The organism is Streptomonospora salina, assembly GCF_014204715.1.
In the GTDB taxonomy this organism is placed as follows: Bacteria; Actinomycetota; Actinomycetes; order Streptosporangiales; family Streptosporangiaceae; genus Streptomonospora; species Streptomonospora salina.
In genome coordinates, this window is record NZ_JACHLY010000002.1 from 98,047 (window position 1) to 120,893 (window position 22,847).

At 72.0% G+C, this 22,847-nt stretch carries 23 protein-coding genes; 8 read left to right on the forward strand and 15 right to left on the reverse strand.

What is annotated here, in order from left to right:
• Positions 1-23: 23 nt before the first annotated feature.
• The 3 genes from HNR25_RS23405 to HNR25_RS23415 all read right to left on the reverse strand — a co-directional run bounded on the left by HNR25_RS23405 (position 24) and on the right by HNR25_RS23415 (position 2,235).
• Positions 24-416, reverse strand: coding sequence for a RidA family protein (locus HNR25_RS23405; protein ID WP_184639928.1), 393 nt, complete (start codon positions 414-416; stop codon positions 24-26).
• A gap of 47 nt (positions 417-463) precedes the next feature.
• Positions 464-1,690 carry an MFS transporter gene (locus HNR25_RS23410; protein WP_246464751.1) on the reverse strand — a complete coding sequence of 409 codons (1,227 nt, stop codon included), beginning with the start codon at positions 1,688-1,690 and terminating at the stop codon, positions 464-466.
• A 71-nt stretch (positions 1,691-1,761) separates the two neighbouring features.
• A complete protein-coding gene (locus HNR25_RS23415; RefSeq protein WP_184639930.1) occupies positions 1,762-2,235 on the reverse strand; it encodes an RrF2 family transcriptional regulator in 474 nt (157 codons plus the stop codon).
• A 217-nt stretch (positions 2,236-2,452) separates the two neighbouring features.
• Between HNR25_RS23415 and HNR25_RS23420 the strand changes: the two genes are divergently transcribed.
• On the forward strand, positions 2,453-3,379 hold the full coding sequence (locus HNR25_RS23420; RefSeq protein ID WP_184639932.1) for a DUF5996 family protein: 927 nt from the start codon (positions 2,453-2,455) through the stop codon (positions 3,377-3,379).
• A gap of 187 nt (positions 3,380-3,566) precedes the next feature.
• Here HNR25_RS23420 and HNR25_RS23425 read toward each other — a convergent pair whose 3' ends face one another.
• Positions 3,567-4,220, reverse strand: a complete 654-nt coding sequence (locus HNR25_RS23425; RefSeq protein ID WP_184639934.1) for a TetR/AcrR family transcriptional regulator — start codon at positions 4,218-4,220, stop codon at positions 3,567-3,569.
• Positions 4,221-4,369: 149 nt separating this feature from the next.
• On the opposite strand from HNR25_RS23425, the gene HNR25_RS23430 reads away from it, so the two are divergent.
• The gene (locus HNR25_RS23430; RefSeq protein ID WP_184639936.1) at positions 4,370-5,128 is read left to right on the forward strand and encodes an SDR family NAD(P)-dependent oxidoreductase; all 759 of its coding nucleotides are present in this window, start codon (positions 4,370-4,372) and stop codon (positions 5,126-5,128) included.
• A 63-nt stretch (positions 5,129-5,191) separates the two neighbouring features.
• On the opposite strand, the gene HNR25_RS23435 is transcribed toward HNR25_RS23430, so the two are convergent.
• The 4 genes from HNR25_RS23435 to HNR25_RS23450 form a co-directional block, all read right to left on the reverse strand.
• Positions 5,192-5,353 (reverse strand): hypothetical protein, encoded by a 162-nt coding sequence (locus HNR25_RS23435; protein WP_184639938.1) that lies wholly within the window; start codon positions 5,351-5,353, stop codon positions 5,192-5,194.
• A 395-nt stretch (positions 5,354-5,748) separates the two neighbouring features.
• Positions 5,749-6,486: an ABC transporter permease gene (locus tag HNR25_RS23440; protein ID WP_184639940.1), complete on the reverse strand. Its 738-nt coding sequence runs from the start codon at positions 6,484-6,486 to the stop codon at positions 5,749-5,751.
• A 10-nt stretch (positions 6,487-6,496) separates the two neighbouring features.
• Positions 6,497-7,414 (reverse strand): ABC transporter ATP-binding protein, encoded by a 918-nt coding sequence (locus HNR25_RS23445; RefSeq protein WP_184639942.1) that lies wholly within the window; start codon positions 7,412-7,414, stop codon positions 6,497-6,499.
• A 61-nt stretch (positions 7,415-7,475) separates the two neighbouring features.
• Positions 7,476-8,102, reverse strand: coding sequence for a TetR/AcrR family transcriptional regulator (locus HNR25_RS23450; protein ID WP_184639944.1), 627 nt, complete (start codon positions 8,100-8,102; stop codon positions 7,476-7,478).
• Between the two features lie 165 nt (positions 8,103-8,267).
• Here HNR25_RS23450 and HNR25_RS23455 point away from each other — a divergent pair, with 165 nt between their 5' ends.
• Positions 8,268-11,366, forward strand: coding sequence for a DEAD/DEAH box helicase (locus HNR25_RS23455; RefSeq protein ID WP_312862755.1), 3,099 nt, complete (start codon positions 8,268-8,270; stop codon positions 11,364-11,366).
• Positions 11,363-12,178, forward strand: coding sequence for an SWIM zinc finger family protein (locus tag HNR25_RS26960; RefSeq protein WP_184639946.1), 816 nt, complete (start codon positions 11,363-11,365; stop codon positions 12,176-12,178). The genes HNR25_RS23455 and HNR25_RS26960 overlap by 4 nt, the downstream gene beginning before the upstream one ends.
• Before the next feature lie 12 nt (positions 12,179-12,190).
• On the opposite strand, the gene HNR25_RS23465 is transcribed toward HNR25_RS26960, so the two are convergent.
• From HNR25_RS23465 to HNR25_RS23485, 5 genes are all read right to left on the reverse strand, one after another.
• The gene (locus HNR25_RS23465; RefSeq protein ID WP_312862756.1) at positions 12,191-12,598 is read right to left on the reverse strand and encodes an ACT domain-containing protein; all 408 of its coding nucleotides are present in this window, start codon (positions 12,596-12,598) and stop codon (positions 12,191-12,193) included.
• A 50-nt stretch (positions 12,599-12,648) separates the two neighbouring features.
• Positions 12,649-13,197, reverse strand: a complete 549-nt coding sequence (locus HNR25_RS23470) for a GNAT family N-acetyltransferase (RefSeq protein ID WP_184639950.1) — start codon at positions 13,195-13,197, stop codon at positions 12,649-12,651.
• A 148-nt stretch (positions 13,198-13,345) separates the two neighbouring features.
• Complete coding sequence (locus tag HNR25_RS23475; RefSeq protein ID WP_040272319.1) at positions 13,346-13,549, reverse strand: cold-shock protein; 204 nt, start codon at positions 13,547-13,549, stop codon at positions 13,346-13,348.
• A gap of 263 nt (positions 13,550-13,812) precedes the next feature.
• Positions 13,813-14,853 carry a sigma-70 family RNA polymerase sigma factor gene (locus HNR25_RS23480; RefSeq protein WP_184639953.1) on the reverse strand — a complete coding sequence of 347 codons (1,041 nt, stop codon included), beginning with the start codon at positions 14,851-14,853 and terminating at the stop codon, positions 13,813-13,815.
• A 138-nt stretch (positions 14,854-14,991) separates the two neighbouring features.
• Positions 14,992-16,428 carry an aminotransferase-like domain-containing protein gene (locus tag HNR25_RS23485; protein WP_184639955.1) on the reverse strand — a complete coding sequence of 479 codons (1,437 nt, stop codon included), beginning with the start codon at positions 16,426-16,428 and terminating at the stop codon, positions 14,992-14,994.
• Between the two features lie 64 nt (positions 16,429-16,492).
• Here HNR25_RS23485 and HNR25_RS23490 point away from each other — a divergent pair, with 64 nt between their 5' ends.
• The gene (locus HNR25_RS23490) at positions 16,493-17,674 is read left to right on the forward strand and encodes a trans-sulfuration enzyme family protein (protein ID WP_184639957.1); all 1,182 of its coding nucleotides are present in this window, start codon (positions 16,493-16,495) and stop codon (positions 17,672-17,674) included.
• Positions 17,675-17,961: 287 nt separating this feature from the next.
• A complete protein-coding gene (locus HNR25_RS23495; RefSeq protein ID WP_184639959.1) occupies positions 17,962-18,501 on the forward strand; it encodes a DUF1697 domain-containing protein in 540 nt (179 codons plus the stop codon).
• A 57-nt stretch (positions 18,502-18,558) separates the two neighbouring features.
• Here the strand turns inward: HNR25_RS23495 and HNR25_RS23500 are convergent, their stop codons facing one another.
• Together HNR25_RS23500 and HNR25_RS23505 are read right to left on the reverse strand one after the other, a co-directional pair.
• Positions 18,559-19,746, reverse strand: a complete 1,188-nt coding sequence (locus HNR25_RS23500) for a low temperature requirement protein A (RefSeq protein WP_184639961.1) — start codon at positions 19,744-19,746, stop codon at positions 18,559-18,561.
• 169 nt (positions 19,747-19,915) lie between these two features.
• Positions 19,916-20,323, reverse strand: coding sequence for a hypothetical protein (locus HNR25_RS23505; protein WP_184639963.1), 408 nt, complete (start codon positions 20,321-20,323; stop codon positions 19,916-19,918).
• A gap of 377 nt (positions 20,324-20,700) precedes the next feature.
• On the opposite strand from HNR25_RS23505, the gene HNR25_RS23510 reads away from it, so the two are divergent.
• A complete protein-coding gene (locus tag HNR25_RS23510; protein WP_312862757.1) occupies positions 20,701-21,447 on the forward strand; it encodes an AfsR/SARP family transcriptional regulator in 747 nt (248 codons plus the stop codon).
• A gap of 162 nt (positions 21,448-21,609) precedes the next feature.
• Positions 21,610-22,842, forward strand: coding sequence for an FAD-dependent oxidoreductase (locus HNR25_RS23515; RefSeq protein WP_184639967.1), 1,233 nt, complete (start codon positions 21,610-21,612; stop codon positions 22,840-22,842).
• Positions 22,843-22,847: the final 5 nt, after the last annotated feature.

Genomic DNA, 22,847 nt, shown 5'->3' on the forward strand with positions numbered 1-22,847 from the left:
GCCGCCGCACCAGCCCCGAAACGTCACGCACGCACAGCGAGCGCGTCCACCTCGAATCGCATGCCCGGCAGGGCGAGGCTCGCCACACCGATGAGGGTCTGGGGCGGCGGGGTCTCCCAGCGCCGGGCGATATGCCGGCCGATCGCCATGAGCGTGCTCTCGTCGTGGTCCACGACGTAGGTGCCCAGGCGAATGACGTGGCTGTAGTCGAGGCCGACGGCGTGCAGCGCCGTTTCGAGCCTCGCGAACGCCACGTCGACCTGGGTGTCGAAATCGGCGTCGAGAACGCGTCCGGAGCCGTCGGCGGCGTACTGTCCGGCGACGGCCACCACATCACCGCGGCCCGTGGCGATGTGGCTGTAGCCGAACGGCGCGGGGTCGTGCAGGGTGCTCGGATTGCGGACGGTGGTGTACATGGGTTCCCTCGTGTCTTCCGCGATCGTCGTTTGCGGTGTTCAGGTGTTCAGGTGCTCGGGGATCTGCGGCGCGCGCCCAGAGCCACAGCGGCGCCGAGCAGGGTCAGGGCCGCACCGGCCCAGGGAGCGCCGGGTACGGTCAGCGTGTCCACCACGAGTCCGCCCACCAGTGCGCCGGAGGCGATCGCCGCGTTGAACGCGCAGACGAACAGGGCCGTGGCCGCCTCGGCCGCGCGCGGAGCGGCGGCGATCATCCACGACTGCAGGCCGACCGAGACTCCGCCGTAGGCCAGCCCCCACAGCAGCAGCGCCGCTCCCCCGCCCAGCGGTGTCGTGCCCGCCAGAGCGAACACGGGAAGAGCGGCGGTGAGCGCGATCGCGATCGCGAGGACGGTACTGCGCGCGTTACGGCCGGCGCCGGCGCCGGCCAGAAAGTTCCCGGCGATCCCCACGGCGCCGTAGCCGAGCAGCAGCCCGCCCATGATCCCGGCCGGCATCCCCGACACGTCGCCGAGCAGCGGACGGACGTAGGTGAACGCGGTGAAATGCCCGGTCACCAGTAGGACGGTCAGTGCGATCCCGACGCGTACGCCCGCGTTGGACCGCACCAGGGCCGGCAGCTGCCCGAGACGGATCGGCTCACTCGCGGGCAACCGGGGGACCAGGAGGAACAGCAGCACGACCGCCGCCGCGCCCAGACCCCCGAGCCCCGCGAAGGCCGCTCGCCAACCGGCCAGATCGCCCAGGACCGTCGCCAGCGGCACGCCGAGCACCGATGCCGCGGCGACGCCGCCGAAGACGACCGAGGTCGCTGCGGCGACGTGCCGTTGCGGGACGAGCCGCAGGGCCAGGCTCCCGGCGATCGCCCAGAAGCCGCCGATGCTCACGCCCACCAGCAGGCGGGCCGCCAGCAGCACCGCGAAATCCGGGGCGAGCGCGCTGATGAGGTTGGCGGCCACCAGCACCCCGAGCAGCAGGGCCAGCACGGCGCGGCGGTCCACGCGGCCCAGGACCACGATCGTCGTCGGCGCCGCGACCGCCGCGACCAGCCCGGGGCCGGTCACCATGAGCCCCGCCGCCCCGTCGGATACCGCGAGGGTCGCTCCGATCGGCCTGAGCAGGCCGACGGGGGTCAACTCCGTGGTCATGACGGCGAAGATGCCCAGCGCGACCGCGCATACGGCCATCCAGCCGCGGACGAGGGAGCCCGGCGACGGATCCGCCGCGGCCGGTGCAGGACCCGCGGCTTCCGTCGTGCCGGTGGAGGCCATCATTTCCCCTTTCTACGATATTTAATATCCAGTTTTAGTCCGCACGAAGCCGCTCCGCGGCAGGCAGCACCCGTTCAGGGAGCCGCTCCCAACCACTGCCGCGCGCGCACCGGAACCTCGGGGGCGGCCCGGCTCACCCGCTCCTGCAACTCCGCGATCGTCTGGTCGGCCAGTTCGGTGCGCCAGGCGATCTCAGCCCGGCGCATCGCCTGGTCGACCAGGCACGGAGTACTCGGCGCGGCGCCGGCGGCCCCGGGGCCGCGCTGCCGGATCTCGGTGCACTGGAACGCCTCCTCGCGCCCTTCGATCGCGACGACGACGTCCAGCAGCGTGATCCGCCCGGGATCGCGCGCGAGCCGGAAGCCGCCACCGGGACCGCGCGTGGAGTACACCACGCCGGCGCGGGCCAAGGCTTGCAACTGCTTGTTCAGGTAGGCGGCGGGAAGGTCGTAGAACGCCGCCAGGGCCGCGGCGGGCACCGCCCGCTCGGGCCCCACCCAGGCCAGGTTGAGGCAACTGTGCAGCGCCCACTCGACGCCTTCCGCCATCCGCATAATTCTGGATCTTATACGTCTAGATTAGCTTCGGCAACCCGGACCCCGCCACCGGGACCGTGCGCACTCGGGCGGAGCGATGCGGTGCGGATACGGCCGTCGGCGGCGATAGGCGGGCACCGCCTGCGGGTAGTGAGCGCAGGGGCGGCCGGCGTAGCGCCGCCGCCGGCGGAGCCGCCTCCGGCCGACGTAGACGACACCGGGAGTCGAGATGACCCAGACCAGCAGTGCGCCGCCGCCCCCGGCCTGGCCGGCGCTGGACGTCGAGGAATGGACCCCGACCCGCGACACCCTGCACATGTGGTGCCAGATCGTCGGCAAGGTGCGCCTGGCCTTCGCGCCGATGGTCAACCACTGGTGGCAGATTCCGCTGTATGTATCGCCCCGCGGCCTGACCACCTCGCCCGTCCCCTACGACGGCGGCCTCTTCGACGCCGAGTTCGACTTCTGCGACCACCGGCTGCGCCTGCGCACCGGCACCGGCCGCACCGGCGGGGTGGCGCTGGAGGCCAAACCGGTCGCCGCCTTCTACGCCGAGACGACCGACGCTCTACGCGATCTGGGGATCGAGGCCGACATCACACCCGTGCCCGTCGAGGTCGAGCGGGCCGTGCCCTTCGCCGAGGACACCGAACACACCTCCTACGATCCCGACCACGCCTACCGGTTCTGGCAGCAGCTCGTGGCCGCCCACGGCGTGTTCAGCCGCTTCCGCTCCCGCTTCATCGGCAAGACCAGCCCGGTGCACTTCTTCTGGGGAGCGATGGACCTGGCGCTGACCCGCTTCTCCGGCCGAACCGCGCCCACCCACCCCGGCGGTGCGCCCAACTGCGGCGACTGGGTCATGGTCGAGGCCCACTCCCACGAACTGTCCAGCTGCGGCTTCTGGCCCGGGGGCTCCCGGGAAGGAAGCTTCTACGGCTACGCCTACCCGGAGCCGTCCGGCTTCGCCGAGCACCCCGTCGGTCCGCAGGGGGCCTACTACGACCGGGGGCTGGGCGAGTTCCTGCTTCCCTACGACAGCGTGCGCCGCGCGCCCGATCCCGCGGCCGCGCTGATGGAGTTCCTGCAGAGCACGTATGAGGCCGCCGCTGTGAACGGGGATTGGGAGCGTGCTGCGTTGGAGAAGGGCTGGTGAACGCGGCGCTCGCCGCCGCCGGAACCGGTCCTACACAGGTGGTCGCCGACGTCTCCGCGGGCCGATGGGCCGGTTGTCCAGGTAGGCGCTACGCACGGAGTCGGTTTTGTCGGCCGGTACCGCAGAGCGGCGTCGGCATTTGCCGCCGAATGGAGGCGTCGCGGATGTCGAGCATTGCGCGCCAGTGTCAACGTTGCGGCTTCGGGCCGGGCTGGCGGGTCGGAGTGTATCTGGCGAGCATGGTCTGGACGGCCTGTTCGACGGCGTCGTGGATGTCGGAGGCTGCGGGGTTCCAGTCGGTCAGCAGCATGCGGGGCCACAGGACGTAGTTGGCGATCATGCCGAGGAACTGGTTCGCGGCGCTTGCGGCGTCCGGGACATCAGCGTTGCCCGCCTCGTGCTCGGACTGCAAGTACTGCTGAACTGAGGTGAAGTAGGGAAGTTTGCCGAGCTGGAACTGCATCCGTCCCAGTTCGGGGAAACGAGGAAGTTCGGCGATGACGATCCGGAACAGGGCCGCCATGCCGGGCTGGCCGACCAGGTCGGCATAGCGGTGACCGACGGTTGTCAGTCCCGAGCGCAGATCTCCGGTCTGTGGCCGCGCGACGGCGTCGCCGGCGTCACGCTGCCAGGACTCGGTGACGATGGCCTCGAAGAGTGCCGCCTTGGTGGGGAACCGCTTGAACAGGGTGGACTTGGAGACCCCGGCCGCTTCGGCGATCTGGGCCAGTGAGGTGCCGTCGTAGCCACGATCCAGGAACAGCTCGGTGGCTGCGGTGGTGATCGCCTCGCGTTTCTGCTGAGCGAGTCTGCGGTGGTGCGCGGAGAGTTCTGCTGCCATGCGGACAGTATGCCGCAAGCACGAGGCGAGTCACTTGACTCGCCTCCAAAGTCCTGCTTAGGGTGCGAGAGTACGGCGAGTCAAGTGACTCGCATCCTATCTGTGGCGCCCGGGTGAGTTCCGGTAGCCGAGCGGGGGAGGAACAGTTCATGACGATCGACACGATCGCTTTGGTGACCGGTGCGAATCGCGGACTCGGACGTGGCGCGGCCATCGCTCTGGCCACACACGGGGTGCGGGTCTTGGTCACCCACCGCGGTGATGCGGCCGGGGCTGAGAAGACGGCGGAACAGGTGCAGGCGGTGGGTGGGACTGCCGCTGTTCTCCGGCTCGACATCAGCGACGTCTCCTCTTTCGCGTCCTTCGCCTCCGAGCTGAACGAGCAGCTGGAGCGCTGGGGTGCTTCGCGGATCGACATCTTGGTCAACAACGCGGGCGTGGGGGTCTTCGGACCGCTGGAGGACGTCACGATCGACGACTTCGACACGGTGATAGACACCAACGTCCGGGGCACGTTCTTCCTCATCCAGTCACTTGTGCCGCTGCTGGCCCAGGGCGGCCGCGTCATCAACGTCTCGACGTCACTGACCCGCCACACCAGCCCCGCCACCTCGGTCTACTCCGCCTCGAAGGCCGCCGTCGAAGCCCTGAGCCGCACCCTCGCCGCAGAACTCGGCCCGCGCGGAATCCGGGTCAACTCCATCGCCCCGGGACCGACCGCCACCGATTTCAACGGTGGGGCGATGCGAGACGACACCGAGATGCGCCGGGTTCTGGCCGGGCAGACCGCGCTCGGCCGCGTCGGCGAACCCGAGGAGATCGGCGACGCCATCGCCACGCTGGCCTCCGAGGGCCTGCGCTGGGTCACCGCCCAGCGAATCGAGGTCTCCGGCGGCGCCCTCATCTGAGCGACCGAGCGACGGCCTGTAGAGACGCAGGCAGCGGCCCGAACCGCTCCCAGCCGAGCAGGTTCAGGTTGCGGTGCTCGGCGGGCAGAGCCGGGCGACGTCCTCCTCGCGGACGCGGAGTTCGTGCCCCTCAGCCTGGAACTGGGCGACGGCGGCGCCGATAGAGCGCGTCGTCGAGCGCACGGCATGGAGGACCAGACCGAGCGCGCAGAGCTGGTCCTCCATGCCGTCGCGGTAGGCCCGGGGGCGGTGTCGCCGACCGGTCGACCACGCGGAGGCAGGTGTTCGGTGTCGGCGATGCGCCCGTATTTTCAGCGAACGCCTCCCCCAGCAGGGTGGAGCGTCCCTCGCGGCCGAACGTCCGCAGGGGATCGTAGGCACGGACCCGGTCGGTGACCAGGGAGCCGGCGACCTTCAGCATGTCCGGGTCAGTGCATGTCCCCGCCCCGGGATGGTCCCGCGCGAGAACCGCTGGTCGTCGGACTCCCGGTCTCGCGGGCGGAGGTTGTAGCCGGGGGTTTCGAACGGGCGGAACATCGTTTCGGGGTGGAGAATCACCAGCACATTTACAATGTAGATCTAAACTGGTTCATGCATGCCGCAGCATCCCTGATTCGGCCCTACTCCCAGCGGAAGAAGCGCGCTGCGGCGAGGCCGAACACCGCGGCGTAACCGGCCAGCACCGCCGACGGGGTGATGCCGGGCCAGCCGTTCTCGGCCGCGTTGCCGAACGCCTCGACGGCGGCGCCCAGCGGGGTGAAGTCGGCGATCGCGGGAACCGGCGCGGGCAGCAACTCCGTGGGGACGTAGAGCCCGGCGAAGAACATCAGCGGGAAGAACAGCGTGCTGCCCATAGCGTTGACGGCCTTGCTGGTCGGCACCACGGCGGCCAGGAACGACCCGATCGCCAGGATCGCCGTGACGGAAAGCAGGAACGCGAGCAGGAAGCCGCCGACGTGGTCCGGCAGCTCGACGTCCCAGAGCATCGCGCTCATGCCGAGCACCAGCACGGTGGTGACCACGGCGGTGGCCGTCTGCACCGACAATTGGGCGGTCAGTACCCGGGCCGGGCCGACCGGAGTGGTCGAGAGCCGCCGCAGCACGCCCTTCTCCCGGTACCCGACCAGGTAGCCCGGCGTGACGAAGAGCCCGAGGAACGCATAGGACGTGACCAGCGCGACCGGCGTGTAGTAGTCGATGACGCGCCCGCCGAGTTCGGCGCTGAACTCGTGTGCCGACGGAATGATTCCGATGATCGCCACGAGGGCGACAGGGAAGATCAGCGTCCAGAAGTACGCGGCGGGGTCTCGCAGGAAGAGCGTGAGTTCTACGGCGGTGATCCGGTACAACGCCCGCACTGTCGTCTCCTTAATCGGCGGATTGGTCGAACCGGCGACCGGTCAGTGCGATGAAGGCGTCGTCGAGGCCGGCCTGTTCGGCGCGCAGGTCCGCGGCGACGATCCGGTGGTGGACCAGGGCCGAGGTGACCGCGTGCACCAGGTTTCCGGTGCCGGTGACCACCACCTGCCGACCGCGTCGCTCGACGGAGGCCACTTCCGGCAGCGCGGTCAGCACCGCGTCGTCCAATTCCGTGCTCGGTTGGAAGCGCACCGTCTGCTCGGCGTCCACGTCGGCCACCAGGCCGGCCGGCGTGTCCAGAGCGACGAGCTTCCCGTCGTCGATGACGGCCAGCCGGTCGCACAGGCGCTCGGCTTCCTCCATGAAATGCGTGACCAGGATGACGGTGACGCCGCTGTCGCGGACCTGCTCGACCAGCTCCCAGGTGTCGCGCCGGGCGGCCGGATCCAGGCCGGTGGTCAGTTCGTCCAGGACGGCGACTTTCGGGGCGCCGACCAGTGCGAGGGCGATGGACAGCCGCTGCTTCTGACCGCCGGAGAGCGTGTCGAACGCGCTGTCGGCCTTGTCCGCCAGTCCCAGTTCGGTCATCAGTGCGCGCCAGTCGGCCGGGTTCTCGTAGAAGGACGCGTAGAGCTTCAGTGCCTCGGAGACGCGCAGCTTGTCGGGCATCTCGCTCTTCTGCAGCTGCATACCGAGAATGTGGTGCAGCTCGGCGGCTTCGCGGTGCGGATCGAGGCCGTGTACCGAGACGCTTCCGCTGTCCGGTGTGCGCAGTCCCGCGATGCACTCGACCGTGGTGGTCTTGCCGGCGCCGTTGGGCCCGAGAATGCCGAAGATCTCGCCTTCCTCGACGCTGAACGACATGTCCTCGACTGCGACTTTCCGGCCGTACCGCTTGGACAGGTTCGACACGGCGATCACCGGCATGGCGCCCCCCTCGTGGGCGGCGGCGCGTGGGGCGTGGCGCCTGCGGCCACGGCTGCAGTCATCAGGGATCCTTCCGGGTCGCCACGTCGAAGGTGGTGGCGAGTTCGCGGGCGTAGGCGTCGGCGTCGAAGTCGGGGAAGGTCAGCACCTGGGACGATGTCGAGTCGATGGCCGCGCGCAGCACGCGTGCCATGGGTTCGGGGGCGAACGCGCGGAACTCCCCGCTGCGCTGGCCCGCTTCGAACAGTTCGCGCAGCGGGGCGATCAGCGGCTCGTCGGTGTGCACGCCGTAGCGCAAGCTTCCGTCGGGCGCGCGGTGATTGACCACGATGTCGCCGATCACCGCGATCTCCCGCGGATGGTCGCGGATGAACTCGATGCTCGCGGTGAGGTAGACGCGCAGCGTCGCCGCCGCCGTCGGTTGGTCGTGGAGGCGGTGCGCCATGTTTTCGGCGCTTTTGGTGTACACGTGCTCGACGACGCGTTCGATCAGCTCGTCTTTGCCGGCGAAGTGGTAGGAGATCACGCCCTTGCTGATCCCGGCGCGCTTGGCGATGCCGGCCAGCGACGCCTGCCCGTAGCCGACGTCGGCGATCGTGTCGATCGCGCACTCGACGATCTGCGCCCGCCGTGCCTCCTCCGTGAAGGTACGTGCGCTCTGTCCGGACGAGCTGCCTTCTGACCGCATGACCAAAGAATAGCACGATCGGTCATATCGCCGACAGGCCGCGACGGCGCGGGCGACGGAGCCCGTCCCGAGCGTGCGACGGTTCCGATACGCACCGGGCGCGCCGGAACCGTCGCCGCCGGGCGATAGCGTCTGCAGCGGCACGACGCGAGAGGAGGAGCGGGTGTGCTGAGTCTGCACGGCTGGTGGCGTCCTGGAGAGCCCGGTCACGGCGGCGCCGCCGTGCTGTGGGCCGAAGAGGCGCCCCTGCCCTCCCCCGCCGCCGATCCCGCACCCGCGACCGGGGCCGGATCGGCGGCCCCCCTCCACCCCTTCGCCGCGCCGGCCGAACGGCTGCGTGCGGCCGTGGCCGCAGCCAGCGGCACCGACGCCGTTTCCGCCTGCGCCGACGCACAGGCCCGCCTGCAGCTGCCGTCGGTCGGCGGCCGCCCCCTGGCGAGTTCCGCTCCCCTCCCCCGGTCCGGGACCTCCGCGTCCCCGGATCGCACGACCTGGCGAGTGCCGTGCCTGCAGGTGCCCGCCGGACACGCGCCCGCACTGCTGGAGGCGCTGCACCGCTCCGATGCGGGCGAGGCCGGCCCCGGCGCCGCGCTCGGTCCGGGCCCGGTCCACCTGGCGGCCGTCGACGCTTTCGCCGCACGCCTGGTGGACGCCGGCCACCTGCTGCCGCGCCTGGTGGGTGCCCAACCGCAGGCGCGGTGGCGCCCGGTCCTCAGCACAGCGGGCGGCGAGCACTTCGCCGCACTGGTCGCGGCCCTGCCGCCGTCGGCCGCCGCCCACGGCGGGCCGTCCCCGCGCACGGCCGTCTACCGCGCCCTGGCCGACCTGACCGACGCCCGCGCCCGCGCTCGGCTGTCGGTGCTGCCGCCCCCGAACGGCGGCCACCGGCTCACGGCCGCGCTCACCGGCCCCGAGGCCCGCCTGCACCCCGCAACGGCGGCCGCCGACGGCGCCGACCGCACCGGATCCCCCGACGCGGACCTCGCCGCCCGACTGCACGCCTGGCACAGCGCCGCTCAGCGCGAAGCCGGCGGCGCCCGGCTGGTCTTCCGCTTGGTGGAACCCGCCCCCGACCAGGACGTCCCGGCCGGCGGCGAGCAGTGGCGGGTGGAGTTCTGGGTGCAGTCGCGCGCCGATCCCAGCCTCCAGGTTTCGCTGTCGGCGCTGTGGCTGGGCGACGGCGCCGACCGCCTGCCCGTCGGCGTGGAGTCGGTGATCCTGGAGGACCTCGCCCGGGCGGCACGCCACTACCCCGCCCTGCGCGACGTCGGAGCCGAACCCGCGCCGGCGGCGCTGACGCTGACGACCGGCCGGGCCCACGCCTTCATCCGCGATGCTGCCCCGCGGCTCAGCGCCGCCGGCTTCGCCGTGGTGCTGCCCGAGTGGTCGGGCCGCCGGTCGGTGGAGCTGCAGCTGACCACGCGCGAACGCCCCGGCGGGGGCGGCGGCATCGGCGCCGACGACCTGCTCGACTTCTCGCTGGAGGCCGTCTGCGGGGGCGAACGCGTCGACACGGCCGAACTCGCCGAACTGGCCCGGCTCAAGCAGCCGCTGGTGCGGCTGCGCGGGCGCTGGATCGAAGTCGACCCCGGGCATGTGCGCACCGCGCTGGCCTACCTGCGCCGCCGCGGCAGCGGCACGATGCGCCGCGAGGAGGCACTGCGCATGGCCGTCTCGCCGACCGGCGCCACCCCGCTGCCGGTGACCGGGGTCGACGCCGACGGCCACTTGGGGGCGCTGCTCAGCGGCGACGCCGAGTCCCGCATGGCGCCGCTGGAGGCGCCCGACGGGTTCACCGGGGCGCTGCGCCCTTACCAGAGCCGCGGCGCCGCGTGGCTGCGCTTTCTGGGCGAGTTGGGACTGGGCGCGGTGCTGGCCGACGACATGGGACTGGGCAAGACGGTGCAGCTGCTGGCGCTGCTGGCCGACGAGCGCCGCGCCGATGCGGCCGAGCGCCCCGGACCCACGCTGCTCGTGTGCCCGGTGTCGCTGGTGGGCAACTGGCAGCGCGAGGCCACCGGATTCGCGCCCGGACTGGCCGTGCACGTCCACCACGGTCCGGCGCGGCTGCGCGGCAACGCCCTGGCCAAGGCCGCCGGCGGCGCCGACCTGGTCGTCACCACCTACGGGATGGTGCTGCGCGATACCGACGAGCTCGCCGCGATGCCCTGGCACCGGGTGGTCTGCGACGAGGCCCAGGCCTTGAAGAACTCCGGAACCCGCCAGGCGCGGGCGGTGCGGCGGCTGCCCGCCCGGGCCCGGATCGCGCTGACGGGAACGCCGGTGGAGAACAACCTGGACGAACTGTGGTCGGTGATGGAGTTCGCCAACCCGGGGCTGCTCGGATCCCAGCAGGCCTTCCGCGCCGGTATCGGCGCGCGCGTGGAGCGCGCGGCCGCGCAGGAGGGGACCGTCCCCGGCGACGGCGACGACAGCGCGGCGCAGCTGCGGCGCATCACCGGCCCGTTCATCCTGCGCCGGCTGAAAACCGACCGGGCGATCATCTCCGACCTTCCCGACAAGCAGGAGAGCCGCGCGTGGTGCACGCTGACCCCCGAGCAGGCAAGCCTGTACCGGGCGGCCGTGGACGACATGGCCGAGCGCCTGGAGGGCACCGAGGGGATCCAGCGCAAAGGCGTGGTGCTGGCGGCCATGGCGCGCCTGAAGCAGATCTGCAACCACCCCGCGCAGTTCCTGGGCGACGGCTCGGCGCTGGCGGGGCGCTCGGGCAAGCTGGAGCGGCTGCAGGAGCTGCTGGAGCACGTGGTGGCGGCCGGCGACAAGGCGCTGTGCTTCACCCAGTACACGGCGCTGGGCGAGCGCCTGGCCCCCTACCTCGCCCGGCGCCTGGGCCGGGAGGTGCTGTGGCTGCACGGCGGAACCCCGCGCGCCCGGCGCGAAGAGATGACCCGGCGGTTCCAGGCGAGCCCCGAACCCATGGTGCTGATGCTGTCGCTGAAGGCCGCCGGCACCGGTCTCAATCTGACGGCCGCCAATCACGTGCTGCACATCGACCGGTGGTGGAACCCGGCGGTGGAGGACCAGGCCACCGACCGCGCGTTCCGCATCGGCCAGCGCCGCGACGTGCAGGTCCGCAAGCTCGTTTGCATGGGCACCGTGGAGGAGCGGGTGGACGCGATGATCGAAGGCAAGCGGCGGCTGGCCGCACGTGCGGTGGGCGCCGGCGAGGACTGGCTCGGGGAGCTGTCCACGGCCCGGCTGCGCGAAGTCGTGCAGCTGGCGCCCGAGGCGGTGGCATCGTGACCGGGGATCAGGCGGGCCCCGGCGCGTGGGCGGCCCGGCGCCTGCGGGAGGTGCTGGAGCGCGACGGCGACCCCGACCGTGTGCGGCGCGGCCGCGTCTACGCCGAGCAGGGCGCGGTATCGCGACTGAAGACCCAACCGGGCGAGGTCACGGCCCGGGTCGCGGGCTCACGCTCGGTCTCCTACCGGGTCGGCCTCATCACCGCGCTGCCGGGTGCCGAGGAGTGGCAGACGCTGGCCCGCGCGCTGGGTTCGCAGCCGGTGTTCCGCGCGGCGCTGCTGGCGGGCGGCTTCCCTCCGGAACTGGAGCGGGTGTTCGAGGTCGTCGGGCTGCGGCTGCTGCCCGGGGGCCTCGGCGATGTCGTGGTGAGCTGCTCGTGCCCGGACTGGGGCGACCCGTGCAAACACGCGGCGGCGGCGCTGTTCGTGCTGGCCCGCACGCTGGAGTCGGACCCGCTCCTGCTGGTGGAGTGGCTGGGTCGGCCGCGCCGCGAACTGCTGGCGGATGTGCGGCGCGCCGCGCGGTCTCCGGCCGAGTCCGCCGATGCGGCGGCGGCGCTGGCCGAACCGGAGGCGCCGGGTGTGGCCGAGCCCGATCCCTCCGGCGGCGGGCCGGCCGGCTTCTGGCGCGCACCGCACCTTCCGGACCCGCCCCGTCTGGACGGCGCTCCCCCGGCGGTGGCGATCGCCGGGCCTCCGCCGGCCGCCGACGATCCCGATCCCGCGGACCCCGGCGGCGACGATCCGGCGGAACTGCTGGCGCCGCTGTACCAACGGCTGGTCCGGCCGGGCGGTCCGGACGCTCGGGAGTGAGCACCGGGCGCCTCAGCCGGGCCGCGCCCCGCCGCCGGAGAGCCGGCGCAGCAGCTCCGCCGCCCGTTCGCCCTCGCCGGCGGGGACGAACAGGTGGTCGTGGTGGTAGCCGGCGACGACGTTGCACGCCAGGCCCGCCTCGGCCAGCGCTGCCGACACCGCCGCGGTCAGCCCCACCGCATCTAGCGCGGAGTGCACCCGCAGCGTGATCCATGCGGCCGCGAAACCGTAATCGAGCCCGGCGGCTTCGGCCTCCTCCCGGGTGCAGACCACGGTCAGGCCTTCGTCCTCGGCGACCGTGACCGCCGGGACCACGCCGGCGGGCGGCACATCGGCGCGGGCGAAGACGTAGGTGCCGGGACGCAGGAAGGGCTCCAGGCCGGCGAGCATGCGCTCCACATCGCGTTCGGGGACGGCCACGCGGACTCCGGTGGATCGGGCGGGCGCCGGGGCCCGCGGTGCGGTGCGCCTCAGCGCGTCCGGACGGGGGCGTCGGACGGGCGGATCCGGAAGACCTGCAGGCGCGTGTTGTAGTACTTCTCGGTTTCGCCGACCCATTCCATGCCCAAGCGCCGCGCGGTCGCGACAGCGCGGGTGTTGCGGGGGCGGGCGACGGCGAACAGCTCCTCGACGCCCTCCTGGAAGGCCCGGCCGGCGATGGCGGCGCCGGCTTCGGTGGCGTAGCCGTTGCCCCAGGCGTCGGGGCGCAACTGCCAGTTCAGTTCGAAGTCCTCCTCGAACGGAGGCAGCAGGCGCAGCGACAACCCGCCGATCAGGTCGCCGCTGTCCCGGTGCACGACGGCCCAGCGCCCGGCGGGCGGGATGAAGTTGGGCTGGGCCTCCACCCAGGCGTGCAGCACCGACCGCATCGCCGCGGTGTCGCGGACGGTGCGCATATCCGGCGTCAGCCAGCGCGCGACCTCCTCGGCACCGTAGATCCGCAGGGCGGCCTCGGCGTCGTCGACGGTCCAGTCCCGGATGGTCAACCGCTCGGTGTGCAGCTCAAGGCTCGGGGTCATACCGGGGATGCTAACCACAACCGGCCCGTCCTACTCTCTGCCGCGCCACGGCGCTCGACACGTACGGCAGGCGGACCCGGACACAGGAAAAGCGGGGCCGCACCGGTCTCCGGTGCGGCCCCGCCCGCGTGCTCGACGGCCAGGGGTCTTAGACGCCCTGGACGTTCTCGGCCTGCGGGCCCTTGGGGCTCTGCGTGACGTCGAACTCGACGCGCTGGTTCTCCTCAAGGTTGCGGAAGCCGGAGCCCGCGATGTTGCTGTAGTGGACGAACACGTCCGGGCCGCCGGCGTCCTGCTGGATGAAGCCGAAGCCCTTTTCGCTGTTGAACCACTTGACGGTTCCCTGAGCCATGACGGATCTCTCCATTCCCGAGATCGATTCAGACCCGCACTCTGCGGCGTCTGCGGGTGCTGCGAACCTTTCTCTGGAATGAAAAACGCCCGCCGGTCAAAAACTCCGCTGGGCGATCAAACGTGGATCATGCGAAATCAAGACTGCTGCAACCCTGCATCCACACTAACACCCGCCACGGCCGCATGGGGAGTGTCCCGCGTCACAGGCGCGGCGGCGCGGGCCCGCGGCTGACCCGCTGCACGCCGCCGGACCGGTCCGCATCAGCCCCGGGCCGGCGCCCGTGCGGGGCCCGGGTGGTCGCCCAGCCCGAACAGCGGGAACATCCGCGCGGTGTCGAGGTAGTTGGTGATGGCCGCGATGCTGTCGCCGGAGGTCTCCACGACCTGCAGCGCCCAGGGTTCGAAGGAGCCGCCGGGCCCGCTGGGGCGGTACTGCCCGAAGGCCGCCGCGCCGCAGGCGGCGGCGGGCACGAGCAGGGAGCCGCGGCACCCGTGGCCGGGTCCGGTCATCCAGGCGGCGATCGCCTCGGTCCCCTGCAGCCACAGCGCGTACGGAGGCATGGACATCGCGGCGTCCTCGCGCAGCAGCGACGCCAGCTCCGCCATGTCGTAGCTCTCGAAGGCCGCGACATAGCGGTCCAGCAGGTCGCGCTGGACGCTGTCACCGGGCAGCAGCGGGTCGGTGGCCGACGTGTCGCCGACCGCGGCCATGGTGGCGCGGGCGCGCTGCAGAGCGCTGTTGACCGAGGCGACGGTGGTGTCGAGCAGGTCGGCGACCTCTTTGGCGTGCCAGCCCAGCACCTCGCGCAGGATCAGCACAGCCCGCTGCCGGGGAGCCAAGTGCTGCAGGGCGGCCACGAACGCCAACCGCACGGTGTCGCGCAGCGCGGCCTGCTCGGCGGGGTCCTCCAGCGCGGGCAGGGCCCGGCTGTCGGGGAAGGGCTCCACCCAGGCGGTGTCGGCGTAGGCGGGCCCGAGCACGGCGTCGGTGCCCTGGGACGGGCCCATGTCCACCGGCCGGGCGCGCCGCGAGCGGCCCTTGAGGATGTCCAGGCAGGTGTTGGTGGCGATGCGGTAGAGCCACGACCGCAGCGAGGAACGCCCCTCGAACCGGTCGATGCTGCGCCAGGCGCGCACCATGGCCTCCTGGACGGCGTCGTCGGCTTCGAAGGCCGACCCCAGCATCCGGTAGCAGTAGCCCGTGAGCTCGGTGCGGTAGGCCTCGATCCGGTACTCGGTATCGGCATCCGCGGCGGCGCCGGCGGCGGGCGGCTGCTGGGGTGCGGCGGCGAGATCGCTCATAGTGTCACCTCTGTGGGCCCGAAGGCGCCGGCCACCGCGGGCAGCGTGCGGGCCCTGCGCGGTGTCTGCGCCGGTGATATCGACAATCCTCACGCTAGCGCCGCCCGGTGACAAGGCACCGGAGCCGCCGCAGGCCGCTCACACCACGGCCGCCCCCAGCGCGGTCGGCCCCGGCCGGCCCGCGGCACCCGAACGGTCGTAGGCGCGCCAGGCCGCGGCGAGGCGGCGCACCGCCTCGGTCAGCACCGGAGGGTCGAGCAGGAACGGGATACGCAGGTACGCGGCGCTTGCGCCGGTCGTGTCGAGCACGCCGCCGGGCAGCACCGCCACGCCGTGGCGCGCGGCGGTCTGGGCGAAGGAGCCGCCGTCGCCGCGGGGCAGGCGCACCCACAGCGTCTGGCCGCCGGGGACCGCGGGGCAGTGCCAGGACGGCAGCCGGGCGGCGAGTTCGGCGCGCAGGTGGTCGTGGCGCTCCCGCAGCCCGGCGCAGCGGCGCCGCAGCAGCGTGTCGAACCCCCTCAGCAGATCGGCCGCGGCGAGCTGGGCGGGGACGTCGGTGCCCAGGTCGTGGATGGCCTTGAGCCGGGAGAGGCGGCGGACGAGCGATGCGGGCCCGCGCAGCCAGCCGACACGCAGGCCGCCCCATACGGCTTTGCTCAGCGAGTCGACGGTGATCGGGGCCTGCAGCCCGGGGCCGGAGCCGGAACCGTCGAAGCCCAGCCCGCCCAGCACCGCGTCGTCGACGAGCCGGACTCCGGATTCGGCGGCGGCCGCGGCCAGGCGGCGCGCCTGCGGCGCCGGCAGCACCGCTCCGGTCGGGTTGTGGTACTCGGAGATCACATAGGCCATCGCGGGCCGGTGGCGGTCCATGACCGCGGCGGCGGCCCGGACGTCGATGCCGTCGGGTCCGGTCGCGACGGGGCGCAGGACCGCTCCCGCCTGGCGCAGCACATCCAGCGCGCCGGGATAGGTGGGCGCCTCGACGAGGACGGAGTCGCCCGGAGCGACCAGGAGCTGCGTGAGCAGCGACAGCGCCTGCTGGGCGCCGGTGGTGACCAGGATCTGCTCGGGGGCGGTGGGGCGCCCGCGGGCGCTGTAGCGGTCGGCCAGGGCCGCGCGCAGCACCGGATGGCCTGCCGGATGGTAGCCCAGGTCGCGGGCCGTCAGGCCGATGCGGCCGTAGGCCTCGGCGACCTCGGGCGGAGGGTCGTCCGGGGCCGCGCAGCTGAGCAGGAGGAGGCCGTCGGGCGGGTCGAGCAGGTGCAGGAACATCGGGGTGGTGGAGGCGTCCGCGCCCGGCTGCCGGCTCGCGGCGGTGGCGGCCACGCGGGTGCCGCTTCCCTGGCGCCGCACGATACGGCCCTCCTCGCGCAGCAGGTCGTAGGCGGCCACCACGGTTCCGCGGCCCACCGAGAGCGCCGCGGCCAGCGCCCGGTCGGGCGGCAACCGGGTCCCGGACGGCAGCAGCCCGTCGTCGATCACCTGGCGGAAGCGGGCGGCCAGCAGCAGGTAGAGGGGCCCGCGTCCGGCCGACCAAGCGCCCAGCGTCCCCGGAAGGTCCTCGATTGGTTCCATAGGCGGACCAATATGGCGCGATTGGCTCTGTCGGCGCAATCGGCCGCCGAACAGACTGGCGGCCATGAGCGCACACTTCGCCACACGCACCGTGCACACCGCTGGCGCCGATCCCGGAGGGAGCCGCCCGACGACGGCCCCGCTCTACCAGGGCCACCAGTTCCGCTTCGACAGTGCCGAGCGGTTGGCGGCCGCCTTCGGCGACCAGCGGGGCGACTTCTTCTACGGTCGGTACGGCAATCCCACCGTGCGCACGCTCGAAGAGGCCGTCGCCGGCCTGGAGGGCGGCGCCGCGGCCACGGCGTTCTCCTCGGGGATGGGCGCGATCAGCGCCGTCCTGCTGGAGAAGCTGGGTTCGGGCGACCACGTCGTCGCGCAGAGCTGCCTGTACGGCGGCACCCACGCGCTGCTGGAGGAACTGGCGGCCAAGTGGGGCGTAGCGGTGACCCGGTTGGAGACCGACACCGCCGCGGAGGCGCGCGCGGCGATGCGCCCCGAAACCCGGGTGCTGCTGCTGGAGACGATCGCCAACCCGACCACCCGCGTGTGCGACCTCCCCGCGCTGAGCGCCGAGGCGGCGGCGCGCGGCGCGGCCACCGTCGTGGACAACACCTTCGCGACTCCCCTGCTGTGCCGACCGATCGAGCACGGTGCCGACGTCGTCGTGCACTCGACCAGCAAGTACCTCAGCGGACACGGGGACGCGGTCGGCGGGATCGCCGTATCGGCCCGGGCCGATCAGCACGAGGGCCTGTGGAGCCGCGCCGTGAACCTGGGCGCCTGCGCCGACCCGTTCGCGGCCTGGCTGACGCTGCGCGGGCTGCAGACACTGGCGCTGCGGATGGAGCGCCACTGCGCCAATGCGCTGGATCTGGCCACACGGTTGGCGGCGCACCCCGGGGTCGAGCGGGTGCATTATCCCGGCCTGGACGACCACCCCGACCGCGGGACCGCCGGGCGGCTGCTGGACGGCGCCGGCGGGATCGTCGCGGTGGAGCCGGCCGGCGGACGGGAGTCCGGCCGCCGGTTCGCCGAAGCGCTGCGGCTGGTGGCCCTGGGCCCCTCGCTCGGCGACGTGCGCAGTCTTGCGCTGCACCCGGCGAGCACATCCCACGCCGCGCTCGGCGCCGCGGAGCTGGCGGCAGCCGGGATCGGCGGTGCCACTGTGCGGATCTCGGTGGGTGTGGAGGACGCGGCGGACCTGTGGGCCGACGTCGAGCAGGCGCTGGTGCAGGCGGGTGCGTGAGGGGGCACGGAATGTGCAGTACGATACGTGCACCTTTACATCGTAGATCTCTTAAATTCGTGTTCCGGTCCGGGGCGCCCGGACCCCGGTCTCCGCCCGTGGTCGGCCGCCGCACCGACCTGCCGCGGGCCGGCCTCCCGGCACCGTGCCGCACACGTGCCCTGCGGCGGGCGCACTGAACGGATCCCGCGCGCCGCCGGCCCGGCCGCGTCTCCCCCGCCCGCCAAGCTGCCGCTGCGCGGCCCCGCCCACCGGCGGCGCGCAGCGGCCCCGGAGAGGAAGGCCCCATGACCGGCTACATCGCTCTGCTGCGGGGGATCGACGTGGGCGGGCGCAACACGGTCCGGATGGCCGACCTGCGCTCGCTGCTGAACGGCCTGGGCTACACCGACGCGGCGGCGCTGCTGCAGAGCGGCAACGCCGCGTTCACGGCCCGCGGGGCCGGCCCCGCGGAGATCGGCAGCGCGATCGAGGACGCGCTCCGCCGGGAGCTGGGAGTGTCGGCCGCGGTGGTGGTGCGCACCGCCGCCGACCTGCAACGGGTCGTGGACGCCCTCCCGTTCGCGGTGCGCGACCCGGCCAAGTGCGCGGTGGCCTTCCTCAGCGCCCCCGTCGACCGCGATCGCCTCGCGGCCCTGGACCCCTCCCGCTACGCCCCCGAGGAGCTGGTCCCGGGCGAACGGGAGCTTTACCTGTACCTTCCCCACGGGTTGGGCCGCGCCCGGCTCACCCCGCTGCTGGAGCGGCACGCGCCCGCCCCGGCGACCGTGCGCAACTGGAACACGGTCACCCGCCTGCTGGAGGCGGCCGGCGGCCGCTCGGCGTGAACCGGGGCGAGGGGGCGGTTCCCGCGCCGCCGGGAGCCTGCGGGGCGCACCGGAACTTCAGTGCGGCGCGGGCGTGCCGCCGCCCGCCGCGCGGGAACGCGCCGTGAGCACGGCCAGGGAGGCCATGACGAGCAGTACCGGCAGGGTGACCGCGGTGACGGGCAGGTGCTCGTGGAAGGCGACCCCCGCGGCGCCGACGACCACCAGCAGGGCCGCGGCCACGAAGCGGGAACGGGCCATCCGGCCGAAGCGCGAACGCAGGAACAGCAGGTTTCCGGCGAGGTAGATCAGGGGTCCGCCGACCGCCACGAGCACCAGGCCCGGTGTGAGGTGGTCGTGGGTGAGCCGCAGTTCCATGGAGACGGCGAGCACGATGGCGCCGAGGACCATCAGGGCGTGCGCGTAGGCGAAGGCGAAGCGCAGCGCTCCCGTGCCGCCGTGGCGCCCGGTGACTTCGTGGCCGGCCAGCGCGAAGTAGTTCCACCACAGCACGGTCAGCCCGGCGAAGCCCAGCACCAGGCCGATGAGGTTGCCCGCTTCCAGCACCCCCTGGTCGGCCAGGGCCCCGCCCATCATCAGGATCGACTCGCCCAAGGCGATGATGAACACCAGCCGGTTGCGCTCGGCGAGGTGGTCGGGGTCGGTGTCCCAGCGCTCCATCGGCGCACTGACCACACCGGGGATGCGGAAGTCCACGAGCGGCCCCGCGTAGTCGATGACGACCGCCAGCAGCCATACCCACAGGCGCAGCTCGGGCGGCAGCAGGGCACCGGCGATCCAGGCGACGCCGGCCAGGGCGGAGAAGGACAGCAGGGCGGTGTAGTTCGACGCCAGCCGCTGCCCCTTGAACCCCGCGATCATGAAGACCGGACGCAGGATCCCCATGAAGACGAAGCAGCCGGCGAACAGCAGCCCGGAGCCGCCGAACGCGTCGGGGATGGACACGGCCATGCCCAGCGCGGCCAGCATGAGGACGGCGTTGAGCAGCTGGACGCGGGTGTTGGAGGGGTTGAGCCAGTTCATCGCCCAGGCGGTGTAGTTCCAGCCCCACCACACGGCGGCGAATACGACGGCGGTCTCGGCGAATCCCTGCCAGCTCAGGTGGTCCACGAGCACGTGGGAGAGCTGGATGATGGCGAAGACGTAGACGAGGTCGAAGAACAGCTCGACGGGGCCGACCTCGGAGCGGCGGTCGGCGTGGCGGGCGATCCCGCGCCAAGGGGCGTCGGTTGAGTCAGAGGTCATGGCACCAGGCTGGTCGGCGGCGGCTGCGGGCTGCGGGGGCCGCGCGGGCCCCGCAGCCCGCAGCGATGGTAGCGCGCGGCCCCGCGCCCGTGCCGCGCGCCACTCCCGGCCGCACCGGCTGCGCTCGGACGACGACGGGCGCGACGCTTCTCGGCGGCCGCGGCCGGTGTCAGGGCGCCGGCGGAGCGCCGCCCGCATCCGCGCCGCGGGGACCGGCCCGCCAGCCGCGGCACAGCAGGTAGGCGGCCAGGGTCACGGCGGCCAGGACGCTGTCGGCGGTGGCGGCGGCGCCCGCCCCGGCGACCCCGTCCGGACCGAGCGCTCCGGCGGCGAACGCGGCAGCGGTCACCGCCAGCAGGGCTTTGTTGGCGATCACGATCTCCCAGACCCACCGGTAGCGCAGCGGGCGCCACGCCAGCAGGGCGAACAGTGCGGCGAAGACGCCGAAGCCGTAAAAGCGCCAGGTCTCGGCCATCACCCGGTCGGGCCCCGCGTCCAGCACGGTCGGCAGTCCCGCCGCCGCTGCCGCCAGGGCGCTCGCGCTCGCCAGCGCCATCAGCACGCGCGCCGCGGCCACCCCCCGATTCGAGGGCGCGGACGCGGCCGGAGGACGTGAATGCTTTTCATTTTCCATTCGCTCTCCCTGAAACTCTCGGCTGAGTTCATGTCAGCACCGGACCACACTGGACGAAGCCTCGAACGCCCGTTTTTCCAGAACCTTGTTCGGGTTTGTCTTGGGGCCGTCCGAATAATATCCTCAAGTTGAGCAATACCTCCTCACGCTTCGTGTCAGTGCAACTCTGTTCCGCACACAAAGCTACCGGACAAGGGTTTCGCCATTCCGCAATATAGATTTAACTTCCGCTTCACGAGATCATTCCGGGTCGTCCGCAGTGGAAACTTCGCGCGGGCGCTACTGAGCACAGGAAGCCACAATCCCGACGGGAGCGCTTAGTGCGGTTCAAGATACTGGGGAACGTTCAGGTCGAGGCGGACGGACGAACATACACTCCCTCGGCCGCCAAGATCAAGACGCTGCTGGCGACGCTTCTCTCCCGGCCGGGAAGAGCGGTGAGCACCGACCAACTCGTCACCGAACTGTGGGGGGAAGACCCACCCAAAAGCGCACACGCCTCTCTCTACGTCTACGTATCCCAACTGCGGAAGGAATTGTCGCGGCTGTCGGGGTCGGACATTCCCCTGGAGACCCGGCACCCCGGCTACCTGCTGAAGACCGACCACCAGAGCATTGATTTCCACGAGTTCCTGCGGATGCACCGGTCCGGCACCGCCGACTTCGAGGGCGGAAACTACAGCGAGGCCCTTCGAACGTTCGACGCCGCACTGGCCGCCTGGCGCGAAGAGGCCTTCTCAGACGCACCGCGCGGCCCCATCCTCTGCGGAATGGAGAACCGGATCCGCGAGACGCGCCTGTCGCTGATCGAACTCCGCAACGAGGCGGAGATACGACTGGGACGCTACAGCAAGATCATCGGCGAGCTCCGCGCCCTGTCCGAAGAGCACCCTTTCCACGAGACGTTCCAGTACCAGCTCATGGTCGCGCTGTACAAGGCCGAGCGCCAAGTCGAGGCACTGGACGTATACCATCGCACACAATCGTTGCTGCGGGATGAATTGGGGCTGGACCCCGGGCAGCTTCTGCAGAGCATGCAGAAGACGATCCTTTCCGGGGAGCGGTAGCGGGTCCCGGAACACGGAAACGGCGCCGGCCGCGGTCGGTATACGCGGCGGCCGGGCCGCAAGGTCGCCCCAAGGCGGGCACCAGGATCGGGCCAAGGAGGTCGCAAGGCGCCCTTCCTAGCATCGGGTACCAGATATTCGCTGCGAAGGGGCCCGATCCGTATGACGATGACGGTGTCGACTCAGGTGTGCGTGGTGGGAGGAGGTCCGGGTGGGCTTTCGCTCGCCCTGCTGCTCGCGCGCAGCGGAATAAGCGTGGTCGCCGTCGAGCAGAGCGGGCACTTCAACCGTTCGTTCCGCGGCGAGACGATCTCACCGGATTGCGGATACCTGCTGCGTGAGATGGGGGTGCTCGAAGCGGCGCGGGAACGCGGATACCTGCAGGTGCGCCGCATGGAGATCGACGACGGCGGGCGCCGAGTCCTCAATGTCGACTTCGGCGACTTCGACTATCCCCAGCGCTATCCGCTGGAGATCCCCCAGCACAATCTGCTGGAGACGATGCTCGGCGAGGCACACCAATACGCGTCCTTCACGTTCTTGCCGCGTACGCGGGTGAACGACCTGCGGTACAGCGGCGACCGTGTCAGCGGCGTCCGCGCCACCGGTCCCGATTCCGAGGTGGAGGTGGACGCGACGCTGACCGTGGCCGCCGACGGGCGCTACAGCAGGCTGCGCACCATGGCCGGCCTCGACTGCACGACGACTCCCCAACAACGCGACGTGGTCTGGCTGAAGACCCCCGTCCCCGACGAGTGGGAGCACAGTACCTACCGGATCCGGTTGCGCGACGACCGCAACGGCGTGTTCCTGCCGACGTATCCGGACAAGGTCCGGGTCGGCTTCAACATTCCCAAGGGCGGGTTGAAGAAGATCCGCCGCGGCGGGATCGGCGAGCTGCACGAACGGCTCGACGAGCTCGCACCCGAGCTGAACCCGATCGTGCGCTCCGAAATCACCTCGTGGTCGGCAACCAGCGTGCTGGACATCTTCACCACCGTCGTGCCCAGGTGGCAGCGCCCCGGGTTCGCTGTCGTCGGCGACGCGGCGCACACCTTCTCACCGATCCTCGGCCAGGGGGTCAACCACGCGATCGTCGACGCGGTCGACCTCGCCCCCCGGCTCGCCTCCGCCCTCCGCGAATCCGACGCCCCGCAGGCGGCGGACCGCGCCGCGGAGGCCTTCCAGCGGAGCCGCGAATCCGAGGTGCGCACCACCCGCTCACTCCAACTGCGCCAAGAGAAGGCGTTCACGCTGGGCAATCCCGCCGCGGTGCTGCTGCGGCAGCGCGTGTACCGCACGGCCGAACGCGTAACCGCCCTGCGCAACGCCGTCTTCCGCCGGATCTACTTCCGCATCCAGCGCCAGAACACGCACCGATCCGTCCACGCCTGATCCGG